General features: G+C 65.4%; 13 protein-coding genes. 10 read left to right on the forward strand and 3 right to left on the reverse strand.

What is annotated here, in order from left to right; genetic code table 11:
• Positions 1 to 7 precede the first annotated feature (7 nt).
• Complete coding sequence (katG, locus tag A5777_RS01225) at positions 8 to 2,239, forward strand: catalase/peroxidase HPI (RefSeq protein WP_064861349.1); 2,232 nt, start codon at positions 8 to 10, stop codon at positions 2,237 to 2,239.
• A 359-nt stretch (positions 2,240 to 2,598) separates the two neighbouring features.
• Entirely contained in the window at positions 2,599 to 8,139 is a 5,541-nt protein-coding gene (locus A5777_RS01230; RefSeq protein WP_064861350.1) for an ATP-binding protein, read from the forward strand.
• Positions 8,140 to 8,237: 98 nt separating this feature from the next.
• On the opposite strand, the gene A5777_RS01235 is transcribed toward A5777_RS01230, so the two are convergent.
• Positions 8,238 to 8,786 (reverse strand): FBP domain-containing protein, encoded by a 549-nt coding sequence (locus A5777_RS01235; protein WP_064861351.1) that lies wholly within the window; start codon positions 8,784 to 8,786, stop codon positions 8,238 to 8,240.
• Between the two features lie 410 nt (positions 8,787 to 9,196).
• Between A5777_RS01235 and A5777_RS01240 the strand changes: the two genes are divergently transcribed.
• From A5777_RS01240 to A5777_RS01255, 4 genes are all read left to right on the forward strand, one after another.
• Complete coding sequence (locus A5777_RS01240) at positions 9,197 to 10,480, forward strand: GTP cyclohydrolase II (protein ID WP_064861363.1); 1,284 nt, start codon at positions 9,197 to 9,199, stop codon at positions 10,478 to 10,480.
• On the forward strand, positions 10,477 to 11,706 hold the full coding sequence (locus A5777_RS01245) for a URC4/urg3 family protein (RefSeq protein WP_064861352.1): 1,230 nt from the start codon (positions 10,477 to 10,479) through the stop codon (positions 11,704 to 11,706). Before A5777_RS01240 ends, A5777_RS01245 begins: the two co-directional genes overlap by 4 nt.
• 26 nt (positions 11,707 to 11,732) lie before the next feature.
• A complete protein-coding gene (upp, locus tag A5777_RS01250) occupies positions 11,733 to 12,365 on the forward strand; it encodes a uracil phosphoribosyltransferase (RefSeq protein ID WP_049700665.1) in 633 nt (210 codons plus the stop codon).
• Positions 12,366 to 12,426: 61 nt separating this feature from the next.
• A complete protein-coding gene (locus A5777_RS01255; RefSeq protein ID WP_064861353.1) occupies positions 12,427 to 13,395 on the forward strand; it encodes a bile acid:sodium symporter in 969 nt (322 codons plus the stop codon).
• A 10-nt stretch (positions 13,396 to 13,405) separates the two neighbouring features.
• Here the strand turns inward: A5777_RS01255 and A5777_RS01260 are convergent, their stop codons facing one another.
• On the reverse strand, positions 13,406 to 14,140 hold the full coding sequence (locus A5777_RS01260; RefSeq protein ID WP_005206781.1) for a glucose 1-dehydrogenase: 735 nt from the start codon (positions 14,138 to 14,140) through the stop codon (positions 13,406 to 13,408).
• A 153-nt stretch (positions 14,141 to 14,293) separates the two neighbouring features.
• Here A5777_RS01260 and A5777_RS01265 point away from each other — a divergent pair, with 153 nt between their 5' ends.
• Both A5777_RS01265 and A5777_RS01270 read left to right on the forward strand, forming a co-directional pair.
• Positions 14,294 to 15,400: an NAD(P)H-dependent amine dehydrogenase family protein gene (locus A5777_RS01265; protein ID WP_064861354.1), complete on the forward strand. Its 1,107-nt coding sequence runs from the start codon at positions 14,294 to 14,296 to the stop codon at positions 15,398 to 15,400.
• A gap of 10 nt (positions 15,401 to 15,410) precedes the next feature.
• The gene (locus A5777_RS01270) at positions 15,411 to 16,253 is read left to right on the forward strand and encodes a crotonase/enoyl-CoA hydratase family protein (RefSeq protein WP_064861355.1); all 843 of its coding nucleotides are present in this window, start codon (positions 15,411 to 15,413) and stop codon (positions 16,251 to 16,253) included.
• A gap of 15 nt (positions 16,254 to 16,268) precedes the next feature.
• Here the strand turns inward: A5777_RS01270 and A5777_RS01275 are convergent, their stop codons facing one another.
• Positions 16,269 to 16,763: a nitroreductase family deazaflavin-dependent oxidoreductase gene (locus tag A5777_RS01275; protein WP_064861356.1), complete on the reverse strand. Its 495-nt coding sequence runs from the start codon at positions 16,761 to 16,763 to the stop codon at positions 16,269 to 16,271.
• A 113-nt stretch (positions 16,764 to 16,876) separates the two neighbouring features.
• Between A5777_RS01275 and A5777_RS01280 the strand changes: the two genes are divergently transcribed.
• Complete coding sequence (locus tag A5777_RS01280) at positions 16,877 to 17,380, forward strand: hypothetical protein (protein WP_082933494.1); 504 nt, start codon at positions 16,877 to 16,879, stop codon at positions 17,378 to 17,380.
• A gap of 27 nt (positions 17,381 to 17,407) precedes the next feature.
• Positions 17,408 to 18,343 (forward strand): BadF/BadG/BcrA/BcrD ATPase family protein, encoded by a 936-nt coding sequence (locus tag A5777_RS01285; RefSeq protein WP_064861358.1) that lies wholly within the window; start codon positions 17,408 to 17,410, stop codon positions 18,341 to 18,343.
• Positions 18,344 to 18,449 lie beyond the last annotated feature (106 nt).

Consider the following 18,449-nt stretch of genomic DNA (forward strand, 5'->3'; position numbering starts at 1 on the left):
GAAGACAGTGTCTGAAGAGAAGTCAGCCCCCGAAGCTCCCCCCATCGGTGAGGCTCAGACAGAGCCTGCCGAATCAGGTTGTCCGATGCACATCCGCCCACCGGTCGAAGGCGGCGGCAATCAGCAATGGTGGCCGGACAAGCTGAATCTGCGTGTGCTCGCCCACAATCCGCAGGTCATTCGTCCCCGCGAACCCGACTTCGACTACGACGCCGCGCTCGCCGACCTCGATGTCGACGCACTCGTCGGTGACCTCAAAGACGTCATGAAGGACTCGAAGTCGTGGTGGCCCGCCGACTTCGGTCACTACGGCCCCTTCTTCATCCGGATGTCTTGGCACGCAGCGGGCACCTACCGCGTCGAGGACGGCCGCGGCGGAGCCGGAACCGGAATGCAGCGTTTCGCCCCGCTGAACAGCTGGCCCGACAACGTGAGCCTGGACAAGGCACGACGACTGCTGTGGCCCGTGAAGAAGAAGTACGGCAAGGCTCTGTCGTGGGCCGATCTCCTGGTCCTCGCGGGAAACGTCGCGCTCGAGGACATGGGCCTGCCGACCAAGGGCTTCGCCTTCGGGCGTCCTGACGAGTGGGAGGCCGACGAGGTCTACTGGGGTGCCGAGTCGGTGTGGCTGGGCACCAACCTGCGCTACCAGGACGGTAAGCGCGAGCTCGAGGAGCCACTGGGTGCAACCACCATGGGTCTCATCTACGTGAATCCCGAAGGCCCGGAAGGTGTCCCGGACTACCTCGCGGCCGCAGCCGATATTCGCGAGACGTTCGGCCGGATGGCCATGAACGACGTGGAGACCGCAGCGCTGATCGTCGGCGGTCACACCTTCGGCAAGACGCACGGCAACGGCGACGCCGAGCTTCTCGGCCCCGAGCCCGAGGCCTCACCGCTCGAACAGATGGGTCTTGGTTGGAAGAATCCCCAGGGCACCGGCGTTGGCAACGACACGGTCACCAGTGGCCTCGAAGTGACGTGGACTCACACACCGACCAAGTGGGACAACAGCTTCCTCGAGATCCTGTACGGCAATGAGTGGGAACTCTTCAAGAGTCCCGCGGGCGCCAATCAGTGGCGGCCGAAGGACGGCGGCTGGGCCAATTCGGTGCCAATGGCCCAGGGCAACGGGAAGACCCACCCGTCGATGCTCACCACCGACCTGACGATGCGTTTCGACCCGATCTACGGGGAAATCACCCGCCGTTGGCTCGACCATCCCGAAGAACTCGCCGACGAGTTCGCGAAGGCGTGGTTCAAGCTCCTCCATCGCGACATGGGGCCTGCCATCCGCTACCGCGGTCCGCTCGTGCCGTCGGAAACCTACATCTGGCAGGACAACGTCCCCGCCGCCGAGGGTCCGCTGCTCTCCGATGCCGACGCCGACAGCCTGAAATCCGCGATCCTCGAGACCGGCCTCACCGTGCCGCAGCTCGTGTCCACGGCATGGAAGGCGGCGTCGACGTTCCGCGGTAGCGACTACCGCGGCGGCGCGAACGGCGGACGGCTGCGCTTGCAGCCGCAGCTGGGTTGGGAGTCCAGTGAGCCCGACGAGCTCGCTCAGGTCATCAGCAAACTGGAGCTGGTCGCCGAGCAGTTTAACGCCGAGCCCGGCACCAAGGTGTCGTTCGCGGATCTGGTTGTTCTCGGCGGAGCTGCCGCAATCGAGAAGGCCGCCGAGGACGCGGGCTTCTCGGTGACCGTCCCGTTCACCCCGGGTCGTACCGACGCAACCCAGGAACAGACCGACCAGGAGTCGTTCGCCTATCTCGAACCGAAGTACGACGGGTTCCGCAACTACGAGGGCAAGGGCAACGAGCTTCCCGCGGAGTACAACCTTGTCGACAAGGCCAACCTGTTGACGCTGTCGGCGCCGGAGATGACCGGGCTGGTCGGTGGTCTGCGCGTACTCGGCGCGAACTACAAGGGCTCGTCGCTCGGCGTGCTGACGACCAAGCCGGGCACGCTGACGAATGACTTCTTTGTCAACATCACCGACATGGACGTCGAATGGTCGCCGTCCCCCGCCGACGACGGCACCTATGTCGCCGTCGACCGGGAGTCGGGCGAGCAGAAGTGGACGGGTTCTAGGGTCGATCTCGCCTTCGGCTCGAACTCCGATCTGCGTGCACTCGCCGAGGTCTACGCCGAGGACGACTCGAAGCAGAAGTTCGTCGACGACTTCGTCGCCGCGTGGGCCAAGGTCATGGAACTCGACCGCTACGACCTGCACTGAGTCGACTCATCACCACCGATGCACCCCGCGGACATAATCCGCGGGGTGCATCGGTGTGTGTGGCAGACCACGTAGTCTTACGCCATTGCCCGACACGTCGAGTAACTCCCCCGTACTCGCGCGTAGCGCAACGATTCGACACAATCGTCCGGGGCCGCAAGTTTTACAGTCACGCGTGCGTCCGCATGGGCGTGACTCACACGCGGCCCTCAACCGCGGAGTTTCGTGCTTCGCACCCAGCGGAGTTTCGTGCTTCGCACCCAGCGGAGTTTCGTGCTTCGCACCCAGCGGAGTTTCGTGCTTCGCACGGCGAGCGGGGGCGCTGCCGACAGCAGTTCCAGAAGAGAAGGGAGTCGGTGATGTTCACGCGCATTGCCATCGTGAACCGAGGTGAGGCCGCGATGCGGCTCATCCACGCCGTCCGCGGATTGTCTGCCGAGACCGGTCAGCCCATCGAAGTCGTAGCCCTGCACACCGACGTCGACCGCAACGCCACATTCGTCCGCGAAGCCGACATCGCGTACAACCTGGGAGCGGCAGCCGACCGCCCCTACCTGAATCTCAAGGTGCTCGAGCACGCATTGCTCGAGACCGGAGCCGACGCCGCATGGGTCGGCTGGGGATTCGTCGCAGAAGATCCGCTCTTCGCCGAACTATGCGACCGCATCGGCGTCACCTTCATCGGCCCGTCCGCCGAGGCGATGCGCAAACTCGGCGACAAGATCGGCGCCAAGCTGATCGCCGAAGAGGTCGGTGTTCCGGTCGCGCCGTGGAGCCGTGGGTCCGTCGACACCATCGACGACGCGCTCGAAGCCGCGGCGTCGATCGGCTATCCGCTGATGCTGAAGGCAACCGCAGGCGGTGGAGGTCGCGGTATCCGCGTCATCACCAGCGACGACGAACTCCGCGACGCCTTCGACCGCACCCGCGATGAAGCCGCCCGCGCCTTCGGCAGCGGCGTCGTCTTCCTCGAACGACTCGTCACCGGCGCCCGCCACGTCGAGGTTCAGGTCATCGCCGACGGCCAGGGCACCGCATGGGCGCTCGGCGTCCGCGACTGCTCGGTGCAGCGTCGAAATCAGAAGATCATCGAGGAGTCGGCATCGCCGGTTCTCGCACCCGAGCAGGTCACAGACCTCAAGACATCCGCAGAGCGTCTCGCAGTCGCAGTCGGGTACCGAGGCGCCGCAACCGTCGAGTTCCTCTACCACCCCGGCGAACACCTCTTCGCGTTCCTCGAAGTCAATACCCGCTTGCAGGTCGAACACCCGATCACCGAATGCACGACGGGAATCGACCTGGTTCGTGCGCAGCTACACGTCGCGTCGGGCGGCCGCCTCGAAGGCGAGCCCCCGGCCGAGCGCGGCCACGCGATCGAGGCGCGCCTCAATGCCGAGGATCCTGACCGCGACTTCGCCCCGGCCCCCGGCCGCATCTCACGACTCGAACTCCCCGCCGGTCCCGGCATCCGCGTCGACACCGGAGTCAGTGAGGGCGACACGATCCCCGCTGATTTCGACTCGATGATCGCCAAGATCATCGCCTATGGCGCCAACCGCAACGAGGCCCTCGGCCGTCTGCGTCGCGCCATGAGCGAGACTCGGGTCGTCATCGAGGGTGGTGCCACCAACAAGAGCTTCGTCCTCGAACTCCTCGGACAGCCCGCCGTGATCGACGGAAGCGCCGACACCGGGTGGATCGACCGCGTCCGAGCCGAGAACGGACTCATCGTCAACCGCCACTCTGCGATTGCGCTGATCGCCGCCGCGATCGACAGCTACGAGGAAGAAGAAGCCGTCGAGCGTCAGCGCCTGCTGTCGACGGCGTCGGGCGGACGCCCGCAGGTGCAGCACGAGAGCGGTCGCCCGCTCGACCTGAAACTGCGCGGTGCTGCCTACCGGGTTCGCGTCGCCCGGATCGGCGCGAGCCGCTTCCGCGTGTCCATCGAATCGGGAACCGACACCTACACCGCGGACGTCGACATCGAGCGCTTCGACGAGCACGCAGCGCAGATGGTGCTCAACGGGGTCCGCTATCGCCTCGTCACCGACACGCACGGACCAACCCACCTCATCGACGTCGACGGCGTCGCACACCGCGTCAGCCGCGACGAGGGCGGCGTTGTCCGCTCTCCCGCACCCGCACTCGTCGTGGCCACTCCGTTGGCCGTCGGCGACGAGGTCGAGGCCGGCGCACCCGTGCTGGTTCTCGAGAGCATGAAGATGGAGACCGTGCTGCGCGCACCCGTGCGCTCCCGCCTCAAGGAGTGCTCGGTGTCGGTCGGCTCCCAGGTCGAGACCGGTGCGACACTGATGCGTCTCGAACCGATCGCCGACGCCGAGGACGACGACGAGGCAGCCCAGGCGCCCGTCGAGAGCGTCGAACTCGAACTGCCCGCGGCTCCGGACAACGTCGACCCGGATGTCCGGACCACCCGCACACAGGAGGATCTGCGCAGTCAGCTCCTCGGATACGACGTCGATCCGCACGACCGATCGCGACTCCTCGACGACTACCTCACCGTGCGGCGCGAAGTCCGTGCGTCGGGTCGACGCCCCATCGGCGACGAACTCGAGCTGCTCACGGTATTCGCCGATCTCGCCGAACTGAGTCAGAAGCGTCCGCCGTTGGGCTTGAATCCGGGGTTCGAGCACGTGCACAGCTCGCGCGAGAACTTCCACACCTATCTGCAGAGCCTCGACGTGGAGCGTGACGGTCTCCCCGAGGCGTTCCACGACCAGCTGCGGTTGGCGTTGCGCCACTACGGTGTCACCGAACTCGACCGCTCACCGGAGCTCGAGGCAGCGGTCTTCCGCATCTTCCTGACGCTGCAGAATCCTGGTGCATCGGTCACCGTCATCACCACACTGTTGCGGGAGTGGCTCAATGAGCCGACGCCGCGCGACGAGTTGCGCGAGGACATCGGCTTTGCGCTGGATCGGATCGTCGCCGCGACACAGGTGCGCTTCCCCGCGATCGCCGATCTCGCGCGCGGTGTGATCTACGCCTGGTACGGCCAGGCAATGCTCCTGCGCGACCGTGCACGCGTCTACACGAACGTGCGCAAGCACCTCAAGTACCTCGACGAGAATCCCGATGCCGCCGACCGCAGTGAGCGCATCGCCGACATGGTGCGAAGCACTGAACCTCTGGTTCGCCTTCTGGGACAACGTATTCAGCGCGATGGCACCGACAACGCCGTCATGCTCGAGGTGCTCACCCGCCGTTACTACGGCAACAAGGGCGTCGACATCGTCTCGACGCAGACAGCGCAGGGCACAACGTTCGTCGTGGCTGCACGCGACGGCGCCAGCGTGGTGTCGGCAGCGGTGCCATTCAACGAACTGGCCTCTGCGGCAAGCGGACTCATCGAGCTCGCACGCAACAGCGCGGCCATCGCCGCCGACATTTATGTCAGTTGGGAAGACCAGCCCGACGACTTCGACACGATGGCGTCGGCACTGCACGAGATCGTCGCGGCATCGCCGATGCCCGGCCAGGTGCAGCGCGTCACGTTCACCGTCGCCGGACGTGGCACCGCCGTGATGCATCACCACTTCACGTTCCGACCGTCGGCCACCGGAATGGTCGAGGAACGACTGATCCGTGGGCTGCACCCCTACATCGCGCAGCGGATGCGCATGGAACGGCTCCGAAAGTTCGACCTCACGCGGCTGCCTTCGGCAGACGACGAGGAGATCTACCTGTTCCGCGCCGTCGCGAAAGAAAACCCGGCCGACGACAGGCTGGTCGCTTTCGCGCAGGTACGCGACCTGAGTTCGCTCCGCGAGAACGACGGTCGGCTGCTGTCGCTACCCACGGCCGAGACCGTGCTTGCCTCCTGCGCCGACTCCATTCGTCGCGCCAAACGCGGTCAGAAGCGAGCGGTCAACACCAACCGCATCGTCATGTACGTGTGGCCGCCGATCGACGCTTCTGCGGATGATCTGGCCACCATCGCCGATCACATCCGTGGCACGACGGCCGACGTCGGACTCGAAGAGGTCCAACTCATCGCCCGACGCCGCGACCGTGAGACCGGTGAACTGCGCAAGGTCTCGATTCGCTTCTCCGTCAACGCAACCGGCGGATTCGACGTCTCGGTGGGCGAACCGACCACCGACCCGATAGAGCCCGTCGACGAATACCGCCAGAAGGTTCTCAGCGCCGCTCGACGCAACACGGTCTACCCGTACGAGTTGACCGGCCTGCTCGGCGACTTCCGCGAGTACGACCTCGACGCCGAGCAGCGACTCGTACCGGTAGCGCGCCCCAAGGGGCAGAACACCGCGGCGATCGTCGCGGGCGTCGTGACGACGCCGACCGAGAAGTATCCGCAGGGCATCTCACGCGTCGTCTTGCTTGGTGATCCGACGAAATCGCTTGGCGCATTGTCGGAACCCGAGTGTGCGCGGGTGATCGCGGCGCTCGATCTCGCCGAGGAGATGAAGGTCCCCCTCGAGTGGTACGCCCTCTCATCCGGAGCGCGCATCTCGATGGATTCGGGTACCGAGAACATGGATTGGGTGGCACGTGCACTGAAGCGAGTCGTCGAGTTCACGCAGGAAGGCGGCGAGATCAACATCGTCGTCGCGGGCATCAACGTCGGAGCCCAGCCGTACTGGAACGCCGAGGCAACCATGCTGATGCACACGAAGGGCATCCTCGTGATGACCCCGGAGTCGGCCATGGTGCTGACCGGCAAGCAGTCGCTCGACTTCTCCGGTGGTGTGTCCGCGGAAGACAACTTCGGCATCGGCGGCTACGACCGGGTGATGGGCCCCAACGGTCAGGCGCAGTACTGGGCACCGAATCTCGGTGCTGCCCGCGACGTGCTGATGGCGCATTACGACCACACGTACGTGATGCCCGGTGAGCAGACACCGCGTCGCCTCATCACCAGCGACCCGGTCGACCGCGACATCTCCGACTACCCGCACGTCCTCGCAGGCAGTGACTTCACCACCGTTGGACAGATCTTCTCCAAGGAGATGAATCCCGACCGTAAGAAGCCGTTCGACATCCGGACGGTCATCCGCGCGGTCGCCGACCAGGATCATCAGGTTCTCGAACGTTGGGCCGGAATGGCCGACGCCGAAACCGCCGTCGTCTCCGACGTCCATCTCGGCGGAATACCGGTGTGCCTACTCGGGATCGAATCGCGCGAGGTGTCGCGCCGTGGCTACACCCCCACCGACGGACCCGACACCTACACTGCCGGAACACTGTTTCCGCAGTCGTCGAAAAAGGCTGCGCGAGCAATCAATTCGGCGAGCGGCAACCGCCCGCTCGTGGTGCTCGCCAACCTGTCCGGATTCGACGGTTCGCCGGAGTCGATGCGCAAACTGCAGCTCGAGTACGGCGCTGAGATCGGACGCGCGATCGTCAACTTCCGCGGCCCGATCGTCTTCTGCGTCATCTCGCGGTATCACGGTGGAGCGTTCGTGGTGTTCTCCAAGGCGCTCAACCCGAACATGACCGTATTGGCGATCGACGGCTCGTTCGCCTCTGTGCTCGGCGGGGCCCCCGCCGCGGCCGTGGTGTTCGCGGGCGATGTCAACAAGCGAGTCGCCACCGACCCGCGTGTCCGCGACATCGAGGCGCGGTTGGCGCAGGCGTCTGGCTCGGACCGGTCGGCGCTGAGCGCAGAACTGGCCGACGTACGTCAGTCGGTGCGGGCCGAGACGATCAATGCTGTCGCCGCAGAGTTCGACGCCGTGCACAGCATTCGACGCGCCGTCGAGGTGGGTTCAGTGGACGCGGTGATCGACGCCGCCGAACTGCGCCCGCGGATCATCGCCGCGATCGAGGGCAACGCAACATGGTCGCATCGCCGCCATGAAGCCGCCGATCCCGAGCAGGTCGGCACCGAGCAGGTCGGCACGAGCTCGGAGTCGTAACACCGGCAGCGATACTTCGACAACCTACGGCGCGGGGCCGGGATCAGAGAAACCTTCTCCGATCCCGGCCCCGCGCTCGTTGTCGGCGGGCTCGTGCGTCAGGCGATCTCGTCGGCTCCGGCACGTACGACGAAGCGTCGAACTCGGTCGCGTAGATTGTCGATCCTGTTGAGCCGCAACGCTTCCCGATCTTGACCTGCCATCGCCGAGGACGGCAACCGGTGGACGTTGCGTGAACACTCGAAGTGCGAGCAGATCAATGTGCCGATCGTGTCGCCGCGACGACCGGCCTTGCCCACGCGCCGCGCCGTGTATAGCAGGACCTCGTTCGGGATCGAGACGTCTTCACACAGTGCGCACAACACGCGCGTGCGTGGCGGCACGACGCCCGCCCGCAGGCGCAGGCCGACGAGACCGTCCGCGGTTTCGGAGTCAGACACATCGGACGCATCAGGGACGTCGGAAGCGTTGGCGAGATCGACGACCAGGTACCCGATGGTCGGCGTCTTGGGGTCGCGCCAACCGAGGTATTCGAGCTGATCCCAGTCGAGCGTGTCGAACTCGGTGGGCAGATGGAGTTCTTTGCGTTCCCGTACCGAGGCATTGACGAGGGACGCGCGCAGTTGTTTTTCGGAGAGTTGTCGCATGGTGAATTCACCTGTTCCGTGAGTGGCGTGCCGCCCTTGGAAACCTGAGAACCTTGGAGTCTGGAACCCCTGGAGACGGCACGAAGCGATGAGGACAGCCGGATCGGCGTATGAACGATCGCGCACTCACCGGTCACGGCGAGCGCGCACTCAGAGCGGACGGCTATCTGTTGTCGGCATGCACGCCGACAACCCCCTCACACCGCACGAGGCGGACAGATGGTGCAGACACGTAGTCGAGTCTGCCGTCGACCTCGTGTCGTCGTCAACGTGATTAGCCAACCAACGGGCCATCACTCGCCCGGCGAGAGCCTCTGGTTGTGGCTATGCTGGCGGTTTCCCGACGCGCCGACGCGACCTCACGGTGGCTCCGACCGCGACGCCGGGGCCACCCGCGGAAGGAGCGCACCGTGTCAACCGACTCCGGCGCACAGGCCAGACCGACATCCGGGCAGCGTCTGCCCGGTCACATCAGATTGACGTCGCACAGCGGTGGAGTCGACGCTCCGCCGATCACCTGGGGAGCGTCGACCGCGGCAGAGCGGGGCCCCGTCATCGCGACCACCACGACGCGCGGACACCGCAACGTCGTCGGCACTCATTCGGGCTCGTACAGCGTGTACCGGGCATTGGCAGTGGCAAGCGGGGCGCTCTCACGCGAACACCGCGCCGACCTCACCAATACCTCGCCCACAGACGTGGTCGGCCCCTACCCACAGTGGAGCGACCCCGAGGCCATCGTCAGCATCGACCCCTGGGGCGCGACGATCGCTGACTCGTTTCCCGATCACCTCGCCGCCGGGTTCGACGTCCGCCCCACCATCGCCATCACGAAGGCTCACGTCATCCTCCCCGAGATCGCCGAGGCGATCGCCAAGGGGCGCTTGGTACCCGACAACGAGACCTTGCTGCCCAACGGCGCCGCACTTGTGACCAAAGCCGCCGTCGAACCGGTGTGGTACCTGCCCGGGGTCGCCAAGCGATTCGGTTGTAGCGAAACGGAATTGCGTCGCGTTCTGTTCGAAGAGACCGGTGGCATGTACCCCGAGTTGGTCACACGGTCCGACCTCGACGTCTTCCTACCGCCCATCGGCGGGCAGACCGTGTACATCTTCGGCAACCCGCGCGACCTCGCCGATCCGACCGTCGAGCTCACGGCCCGCGTTCACGACGAATGCAACGGGTCGGATGTGTTCGGCTCCGACATCTGCACCTGCCGCCCCTACCTCACGCACGCGATCGAGGAGTGCATCCTCGGAGCACAACGCGGCGGCGTCGGCCTGGTCGCGTACTCGCGCAAGGAGGGTCGCGCATTGGGCGAGGTGACGAAGTTCCTCGTCTACAACGCACGCAAACGACAGGTGGGCGGCGACACCGCCGACCAGTACTTCGCACGCACGGAATGCGTTGCGGGAGTGCAGGACATGCGCTTCCAGGAGCTGATGCCCGACGTCTTGCACTGGTTCGGAATCTCCAAGATCGACAGACTGGTCTCGATGAGCAATATGAAGTACGACGCGATCACCGGATCCGGGATCACCGTCGGAGAACGCGTCGACCTGCCCGACTACCTGATTCCCGACGACGCACGCGTGGAGATCGACGCGAAGACAGCAGCAGGTTACTTCACGAGCGGCGTGATCCCGGATGCCGACGAACTGCGTAAGGCGAAAGGGCGGGGTCTGACCACATGAGGGCGACGGACACGGTCGTCGATCCCCTCGCGACCCTGCACAGCACCGACACCATCCGCGACCGGGCGACAACACTTCTCACCCGCGCACGCGAGGGCCAATCGCACTGGTTCACCGTCGACGACGATGCCATCGGAACGACGGTCAGCCTGGTTGCGGACGTCACACGGGCACGCTACCCCGACCTCGACGTCCCGTTCCACAGCCGATGGCGCCACTTCGAGGCCGCGGGAGTCCACAGGGTCGCCGGGCTGGCGCAGCGGATGAGTGCGTCAACTGTGGCTGAACGGATCAGCACGCGTATCGACCTCGCCGTCGTGAGTGTGTTGCTCGACGCGGGCGCAGGTCCGCGGTGGCACTTCGACGAGCCTGGCACCGACATCCGCCTCACCCGCTCAGAGGGACTCGGCGTCGCCAGTTTCCACGCGTTCACCGATGGTCTGTTCTCCAGCACCGACGAGGATGCACTGCGCGTCGACGCAGCAGGTCTGCGAGCACTGACCGCTGACCAACTCGCGCAGGCATTCCAGGTGACTGCCGACAATCCGCTTGTCGGCGTCGAGGGCCGGCTCGGGCTGCTCCACGAACTCGCCGACGTGCTGGAGGCGACGCCGGGTGTCTTCGGCGAGGACGGCCGCCCCGGCGGACTGGGGAATGTACTGATCGGTGGCACCGATGGTGTTCGCGCAGCTGACATCCTCGCACTACTGCTCACCTACTTCGCGCCGATCTGGCCCTCTGCCAATCGGATCGACGATCGGCCACTCGGAGACTGCTGGCGGCACAGCGACGTCGGTGGCGACGGCGTCACCGCCGGATGGATGCCGTTCCACAAGCTGTCGCAGTGGCTGACGTACTCGTTGCTCGAACCCTTCGGCGACGAGGGAATCCCCGTCACCGGACTGGAGTACCTGACCGCGCTGCCCGAATACCGCAACGGCGGCCTGCTTCTCGACACCGGAGTCCTCGTTCCCATTCCAGCCGACTGGTCGACACGCGAATGGCAGGTCGACGACGAGTTCATCGTCGAGTGGCGCGCGCTTACCGTGGCGCTGCTCGACGAATTGGCGCCACTGGTCTGCACCGAACTCGGACTCGACGCTGCCGCCACTCCCCTCGCGTGCATCCTCGAAGGCGGCACATGGGCTGCGGGTCGTGAGGCCGCCGCGCAACGGCGACAAGGACTTCCACCCCTGACCATCATCAGCGACGGCACGGTCTTCTGACCGTCCGAAGAACGAGAAGAGCACACATGGGCGGCACGGTTCACGTCATCGATCACCCGCTGGTCGAACACAAACTGACGTTGATGCGTCAGAAAGAGACCTCTACCAACGACTTCCGACGCCTCCTCGACGAGATCTCGACTCTGATGGCCTACGACGTCCTCGCCGACATCCCGATGCACGAGATCAAGGTCGAGACACCGATGGAGGTGACGACGGGACGAGTGATCGACGGCAAGAAGCTCGTCTTCGCGTCGATCCTGCGCGCCGGGACGTCGATCGCGGACGGCATGTTGAGCGTGGTGCCGGGCGCACGCATCGGTCACATCGGGCTGTATCGAGATCCGAAGACGCACATCGCTGTCGAGTACTACTTCAAGATGCCCAAGGAACTCGCCGAACGTGACGTCGTCATCGTCGACCCACTCCTGGCGACAGGCCACTCTGCGGTCGCGGCGGTCGACCGGCTGAAGGAATATCAGCCGCGCTCGATCCGATTCGTCTGCCTCCTCACCTGTCCCGAAGGACTCGCCGCGCTCCACGACGCACACCCCGACGTCCCCGTCTACACGGCCGCGGTGGACCGCGAACTCAACGACGACGGGTACATCCTTCCCGGCCTCGGCGACGCAGGCGACCGGATCTTCGGAACGCAGTAGGCACACCCACTCGCCGCAGGGTGCCCACCGCGCGGCGCCCTGCGTTGGGGACAATAGCCACATGCAGGCTTCCGCGATAGGCGCGTCGCTCGAACGCCATCAGGTCGCCGTGTACCTGTGCGCGTTCGCTCTCGGTGGCCTTGTCGGGGCGGCGGTGCCGGAGATCGGCAGTGCCGCAGAGTATCTGGTGACGCCGGCGCTGGCAGCACTGTTGTTCTTGACCTTCCTGCAGGTCCCCGTATCCGGGTTGGCGACGGTGTGGCGTGACTGGCGTTTTCTGAGTGCGGTACTCATCGTCAACTTCGTGGCCGTGCCCGTGGTGGTGGCGCTGTTGACCCTGGTGATGCCGGAGTCCGATCCCGTTCGCCTCGGGATGTTGATCGTCTTGCTCTGTCCGTGCGTCGACTACGTGATCGTGTTCAGCGGACTCGCCGGGGCCCGCAGCGACCGACTGCTTGCAGCGACCCCACTGTTGCTGATCGCCCAATTCCTTTTGCTGCCGGCCTATCTCGCGCTCCTCGGGGGCGGCGCCTCCCTCGGCACAATCGACCCTGCGCCGTTTGTGTCGGCGTTCGTCTTCCTGATCGTCATTCCGCTGGTGTGCGCCTGGGGGGTTCAGTTGTGGACACGCAACAGTGCACCGCGCGAATCGCTGATCCGTCGACTCGACGTCGCCATGGTGCCGATGATGGCGCTGGTTCTGGCGCTGGTGGCTGCGTCGCAGGTGGCGCGCCTCGGATCAGATCTCTCGACGGTGGCCGGCGCGCTGTGGATCTACGTCGTGTTCCTGGTGCTGATGCCGTTGATCGGGTGGGCTGTGGGCCGACTCCTCGGTCTCGACACCGGATCGACGCGTGCCGTCTCCTTCTCCGGGGCGACACGAAACTCGTTGGTGGTCTTGCCCCTTGCCCTGTCGCTGGACGAAGGAGCCGACCTCGCGGCAACCGCGGTGGTGGCCCAGACGGCCGTCGAACTGATTGGGATGGTGGTGTTCGTGCAGCTCATCCCGCGGATGATTCGCGACCGCTGACCAGACCCCGCTATTTGTGCGGCACGTCGGCGGACAGCCCGCCGTCCATGACGAATTCAGCGCCGGTCGCATACGACGACTCGTCGCTGGCGAGGAAGACCACGAAGGTCGACACCTCGCTGGAGTCGGCCGCACGGCCGAGAGGCACCTTGACCATGTCCTCGGGCAGACCCTCCGTCATCGGAGTCCTGATGAGACCGGGGTGGATCGAGTTGACCCGCACGTTGTGCGGCGCAAGTTCGAGAGCGGCCGACTTCGCCAGGCCGCGCACACCCCACTTCGACGCGACGTATCCATGTGCCCACGGACTTCCACGCAGACCTTCCACGGACGACACGTTGATGATGGATCCGCCGCCGGCAGCGATCATCGGGTCGGCCACCGACTGGATTCCGAGGAACGTTCCCGTCAGGTTGACGTCGATGATCTGTTTCCACTTGTCGAGGCGGAACTTCTGAACCGTCGACCCGTTGACGATGCCCGCGTTGTTCACCAGAACGTTGACTTTGCCGAAGTCGTCGATCGCGGCTGCCACTGCGGCCTGCCAATCCTCCGGCGACGTGACGTCGAGGTGCACGTAGCGCGCGGAGTCTCCGATCGCAGCGGCGAGCGCTTTGCCCTCGTCGTCGAGAATGTCGCCGATCACGACCTTTCCACCCTCGGCGACGAGTGCCCTCGCATGCTCTGCACCCATCCCGCGGGCACCACCGGTAATGATCGCAACCTTGCCGTCCACACGTCCCATGGCGACACACGGTACCTGGTCGGAGGCCAAATGAGAACACGTTCTACCCATCTGCGTCGTTCCGTGTTCTACTGATATGGACACGAGTCCGGACAGATGTTCACTCGTGTTCACCCCTGACAGCTGTTCACCGCAGCAAGGAGGCTTCGGCACATGTCGATCAGCGTGGCCCTCGTCGGCACCGGGAACGCGGGGAGGCTCGCACTGACCCAACTCATCGACGACGACCGTTTCGAACTCGTCGGTGTCTGCGTGAACAATCCCGACAAGGTCGGCGTCGACGCGGGAATCCTGGCCGGAAGTGACAGCGCCACGGGCGTCCTCGCCGTCGACGATCTCGGCGCGATCGTCGGACGCTCACCTGATGTCGTCGTCTACTGCGCCATGGGTGACACGCGCCCGATCGACGCGTTCAACGACATCCTCATGATCGTGTCCGCGGGTATCGACGTCGTCGGTTCGGCACCGGGCGGACTGCAGTATCCCTGGGGCGTCATGCCCGACAAGGCGATCGCCAAGCTCGAGAAGACCGCGCACGACAACAACGCGAGCGTATTCATCACCGGCGTCGACCCCGGATTCGCCAACGACCTCATCCCGTTCGTCTTCGCAGGAACCTGTCAGCGGATCGAGCAGATCCGATGCATGGAGATCGCCGACTACGCGACCTACGACGGCGCCGAGGTGATGTTCGACGTGATGGGCTTCGGCAAACCACTCGACGAGACGCCCATGCTCTTCCTCCCCGGAATCCTCGGACTCGCGTGGGGCACGACGATGCGGATCCTCGCCGCCGGGCTCGGCATCACCATCGACAAGGTCATCGAGCATCACGAAAGCGAGCCCGCGCCAGAGGAATTCGAGATCGCAGCGGGAGTCGTCGAGAAGGGCACCCGGGCAGCGGTGCGTTTCGAGATCATCGGCATGTCCGGCGAGCGCGAAGCCGTCGTGATCGAACACGTCACGCGACTGCGCGACGATCTCCGACCCGACTGGGCGAGGCCTTCGCAACCAGGTGGATGCTATCGGGTCGAGATCGTCGGCGAACCGTCGTACCGCGTCGACATCATGCCGACGAGCGCGAAGGGCGATCACAACCACGCCGCCATCGTGGCCGCCATGGGACGCATCGTGAACGCGATCCCGGCCGTCCACGACGCACCCGCAGGTATCCGCACCACCCTCGACCTCCCGCTGGTGACCGGCAACGGTGTGTTCGCCGGTGCAGGCGCCCCGACCGGGGAGGTTGGCCTCCGGTAAGTTGACCCCCATGAGCGAGCAGACCGTCAGTGACCGTGAATGGAAGGCCTTCGAGGTCGATGTGGCCGACCAGGTCGCCGAAGTGCGTCTCACCGGCCCCGGCAAGGGCAATGCGATGGGACCCGACTTCTGGCGTGAACTTCCCGACATCATCGAAGCGCTCGACGCCGACGACGAGGTTCGCGCGATCATCGTCACCGGGTCGGGCAAGAATTTCTCCTACGGACTCGACCTTCCCGCGATGTCCGGAGCACTCGGCCCCGCGTTGGCCGACAATGCAAAAGCCAAGCCACGCACCGACTTCCATAACACAATCATCGACATGCAGCGTGCGATCAACGCCGTTGCCGACTCTCGTACTCCCGTCGTCGCGTCCGTCAGCGGTTGGTGCATCGGTGGCGGAGTCGACCTGATCACCGCAGCCGACATCCGCTATGCGAGTGCCGATGCCAAGTTCAGCGTCCGCGAGGTGCGAGTCGGCATGGTCGCCGACATGGGTAGCCTCGCCCGGCTCCCCGCGATCATCGGCGACGGTCACCTGCGCGAGCTTGCTCTCACCGGTAAGGACATCGACGCGCAAAGGGCCGCCACGATAGGGCTCATCAACGAGGTCACAGAGACCCCCGAGGAGTCCCTCGCTCTCGCACGAACGACGGCCAAGCAGATCGCCGCCAATCCTCCGCTCGTCGTCAAGGGCGTCAAAGCCGTTCTCGATCACACCCGTTCAGCCGCAGTCGCCGACAACCTCCGGTACGTGGCCGTCTGGAACGCGGCGTTCCTGCCTAGCAACGACCTCACCGAGGCGATCACTGCGGTCTTCGAGAAGCGCGACCCGAAGTTCACCGGCTCCTGACGTCACGCCACACCATCACTGATTCGTGGTCCGGTCTTCTCGTTTGTCTGTGACGAGCGAGAAGACCGGAATCCTTCTGTCTGTGCGCTTTTCGTAGAGGTCGAAGTTCGGCCAGGTCGCACGCAGTATCTGCCAGGCCTGGACGCGCTCGTCGCCGTCGAGTTCGCGCACCGACGCCACCGATGTCAGCCCCTCGTGACGCACCTTGACCGTGTCCGTGGCACGCAGGTTGTAGACCCACTGCGGCATATCGGGTCCACCGAAATACGAACCCGCAATGAACCAGCCGGTATCGGTGGGTGCTGCGAGCAGCGCCGTGGCACGCTCGACGCCGCTGCGGCGTCCGCGCACAATCACCGTGATGTGCGGGAGGCCCGCGATATCGAGTAGGCCATAGCGCTGGCGCGTCACCGCCGCAATCGCCTTGTCGCACTTCACAATCTGTGGAAGATACTTCGGCATCCAGGGGATGGAACCGATCTTGATCGCCAGCGGAGTCAACAGGCCCATGCGGCCAGTGTTCCATGTGGTCGGTTCATCGCTTCACGCCCTGTCAAGATCGATGTACACAGCTGTGGAAGCGGATCTGACCGTCTCGCCCGATCGAGACCACGATGACACGCATGAACCACGACAACATTTCTGCCCCCAACTCCGACGATCCCTTCGGCGCACCCGACAGCGGACCGATCCCAGACAGCGAGCCGATTCCCGATATCAAGACCGCGAAGCTGCCATTCGACAGCACCGAGGCGTTGCGCCAACGCTGGCGCGCCCTCATGGGTCCGCTCGGTTTCAGCGAACCTTGCCTCTGGATCGGATTCATCGACCATGATCGCCTGGTCCCCGGGGCACTGCCACGCATGACACTGCCGACCGTGCCCGACGCGCATCTCATCGACACATTGGTGACCCAGCTCCGCACGGTGACCGACGACGACGGGCATCTGTCGCTCGCGTTCTTGCTCACGCGCCCCGGTTCGGACGGAATCACCGCACGCGATCTCGGCTGGTGCCGGCTCCTCGCGAGTGCTGCACAACGCTTCGGCGTGCCCATTCTTCCGATCCACCGCGCCAACGACGTTGCCCTCGAGACCATCCCGATCCCCATCGAACGCGCCGCGTGAGCGGGTAGTTTCGGACCGGGAGGTGCCATGACAACCGGACCGGGAAAGCGTCGCGTCAGCATTGATGGCGGACAAAGCGGCGCACGCGTGCGTATCGCCGTCGACGGTACGACGACCGACCACGACGACGGTCCGATCTTCACGTCGCGACCGGTCGTCGAGCAGGTCGCCGAGATCGCACGCCGTGCGCTCGCCGACATGCCGATTTGCGCGACGACCCTCACCGCGGGAGTGTCCGGGCTGACCCCCGATCAGTCACGCCCCGAGGGATTGCTGGCACTCACGGCCGATCTCGGCGTCGACTCGGTGTTCCTGGTTCATGATTCGGTGTCGGCGTATCTCGGCGCCAACTGGTTCGACCACGGAGTCGTCACGGCGGTCGGAACCGGAGTGGTGACACTGGGTGTCGGTGAGCTCGGTACGGCGCGGATCGACGGGTGGGGTCACCTTCTCGGTGACGCGGGCAGCGCCTACTGGATCGGCCGCGCCGGACTCGACGCCGCGCTGCGTTCGTTCGACGGGCGCAGCGGCACTACCTCGCTGGAACGAGCGGCCGTCGACGAGTTCGGTCCGCTCCCCGAGTTGTACATGCGAATGCAGGCCGCGCCTGACCACGTCGCGTCGATCGCGGGGTTCGCCCGGATCGTCGGCCGGGAAGCCGACGGCGGCGACGGCATCGCAGTGGACATTCTCCGCGACGCAGCCGCAGAGCTGGCAACGTCGGTGATAGCGGCACTGCGTCGTTCCGGATGGCACGAAGGCGATGCCGCCCGCGTGAGCTGGATGGGGGCGGTGCTCACCCGCAACGACATGCTTCGAACATTCCTCAGCGACGAGATCAGCACGCGCGCACGGGGAGCCGTCGTCCAAGCGCCGCTGGGCACGTCGCTCGACGGCGTCGAAAGAGTCGCCGATACTCCGCCGGGGCACCCACTCGACATCGAGATCTACCGAGCAGGCTGACAAGGCGGGGGGGGGAGGCGGGGGGGAGGGGACCCCGGGGGGGGGGCACCCCCACCAAACCCACCAACACCACAGGACGGGGGGCGGGGGGGGGGGGCGGTTCGGC

The organism is Gordonia sp. 852002-10350_SCH5691597 (assembly GCF_001665715.1).
In the GTDB taxonomy this organism is placed as follows: domain Bacteria; phylum Actinomycetota; class Actinomycetes; order Mycobacteriales; family Mycobacteriaceae; genus Gordonia; species Gordonia sputi.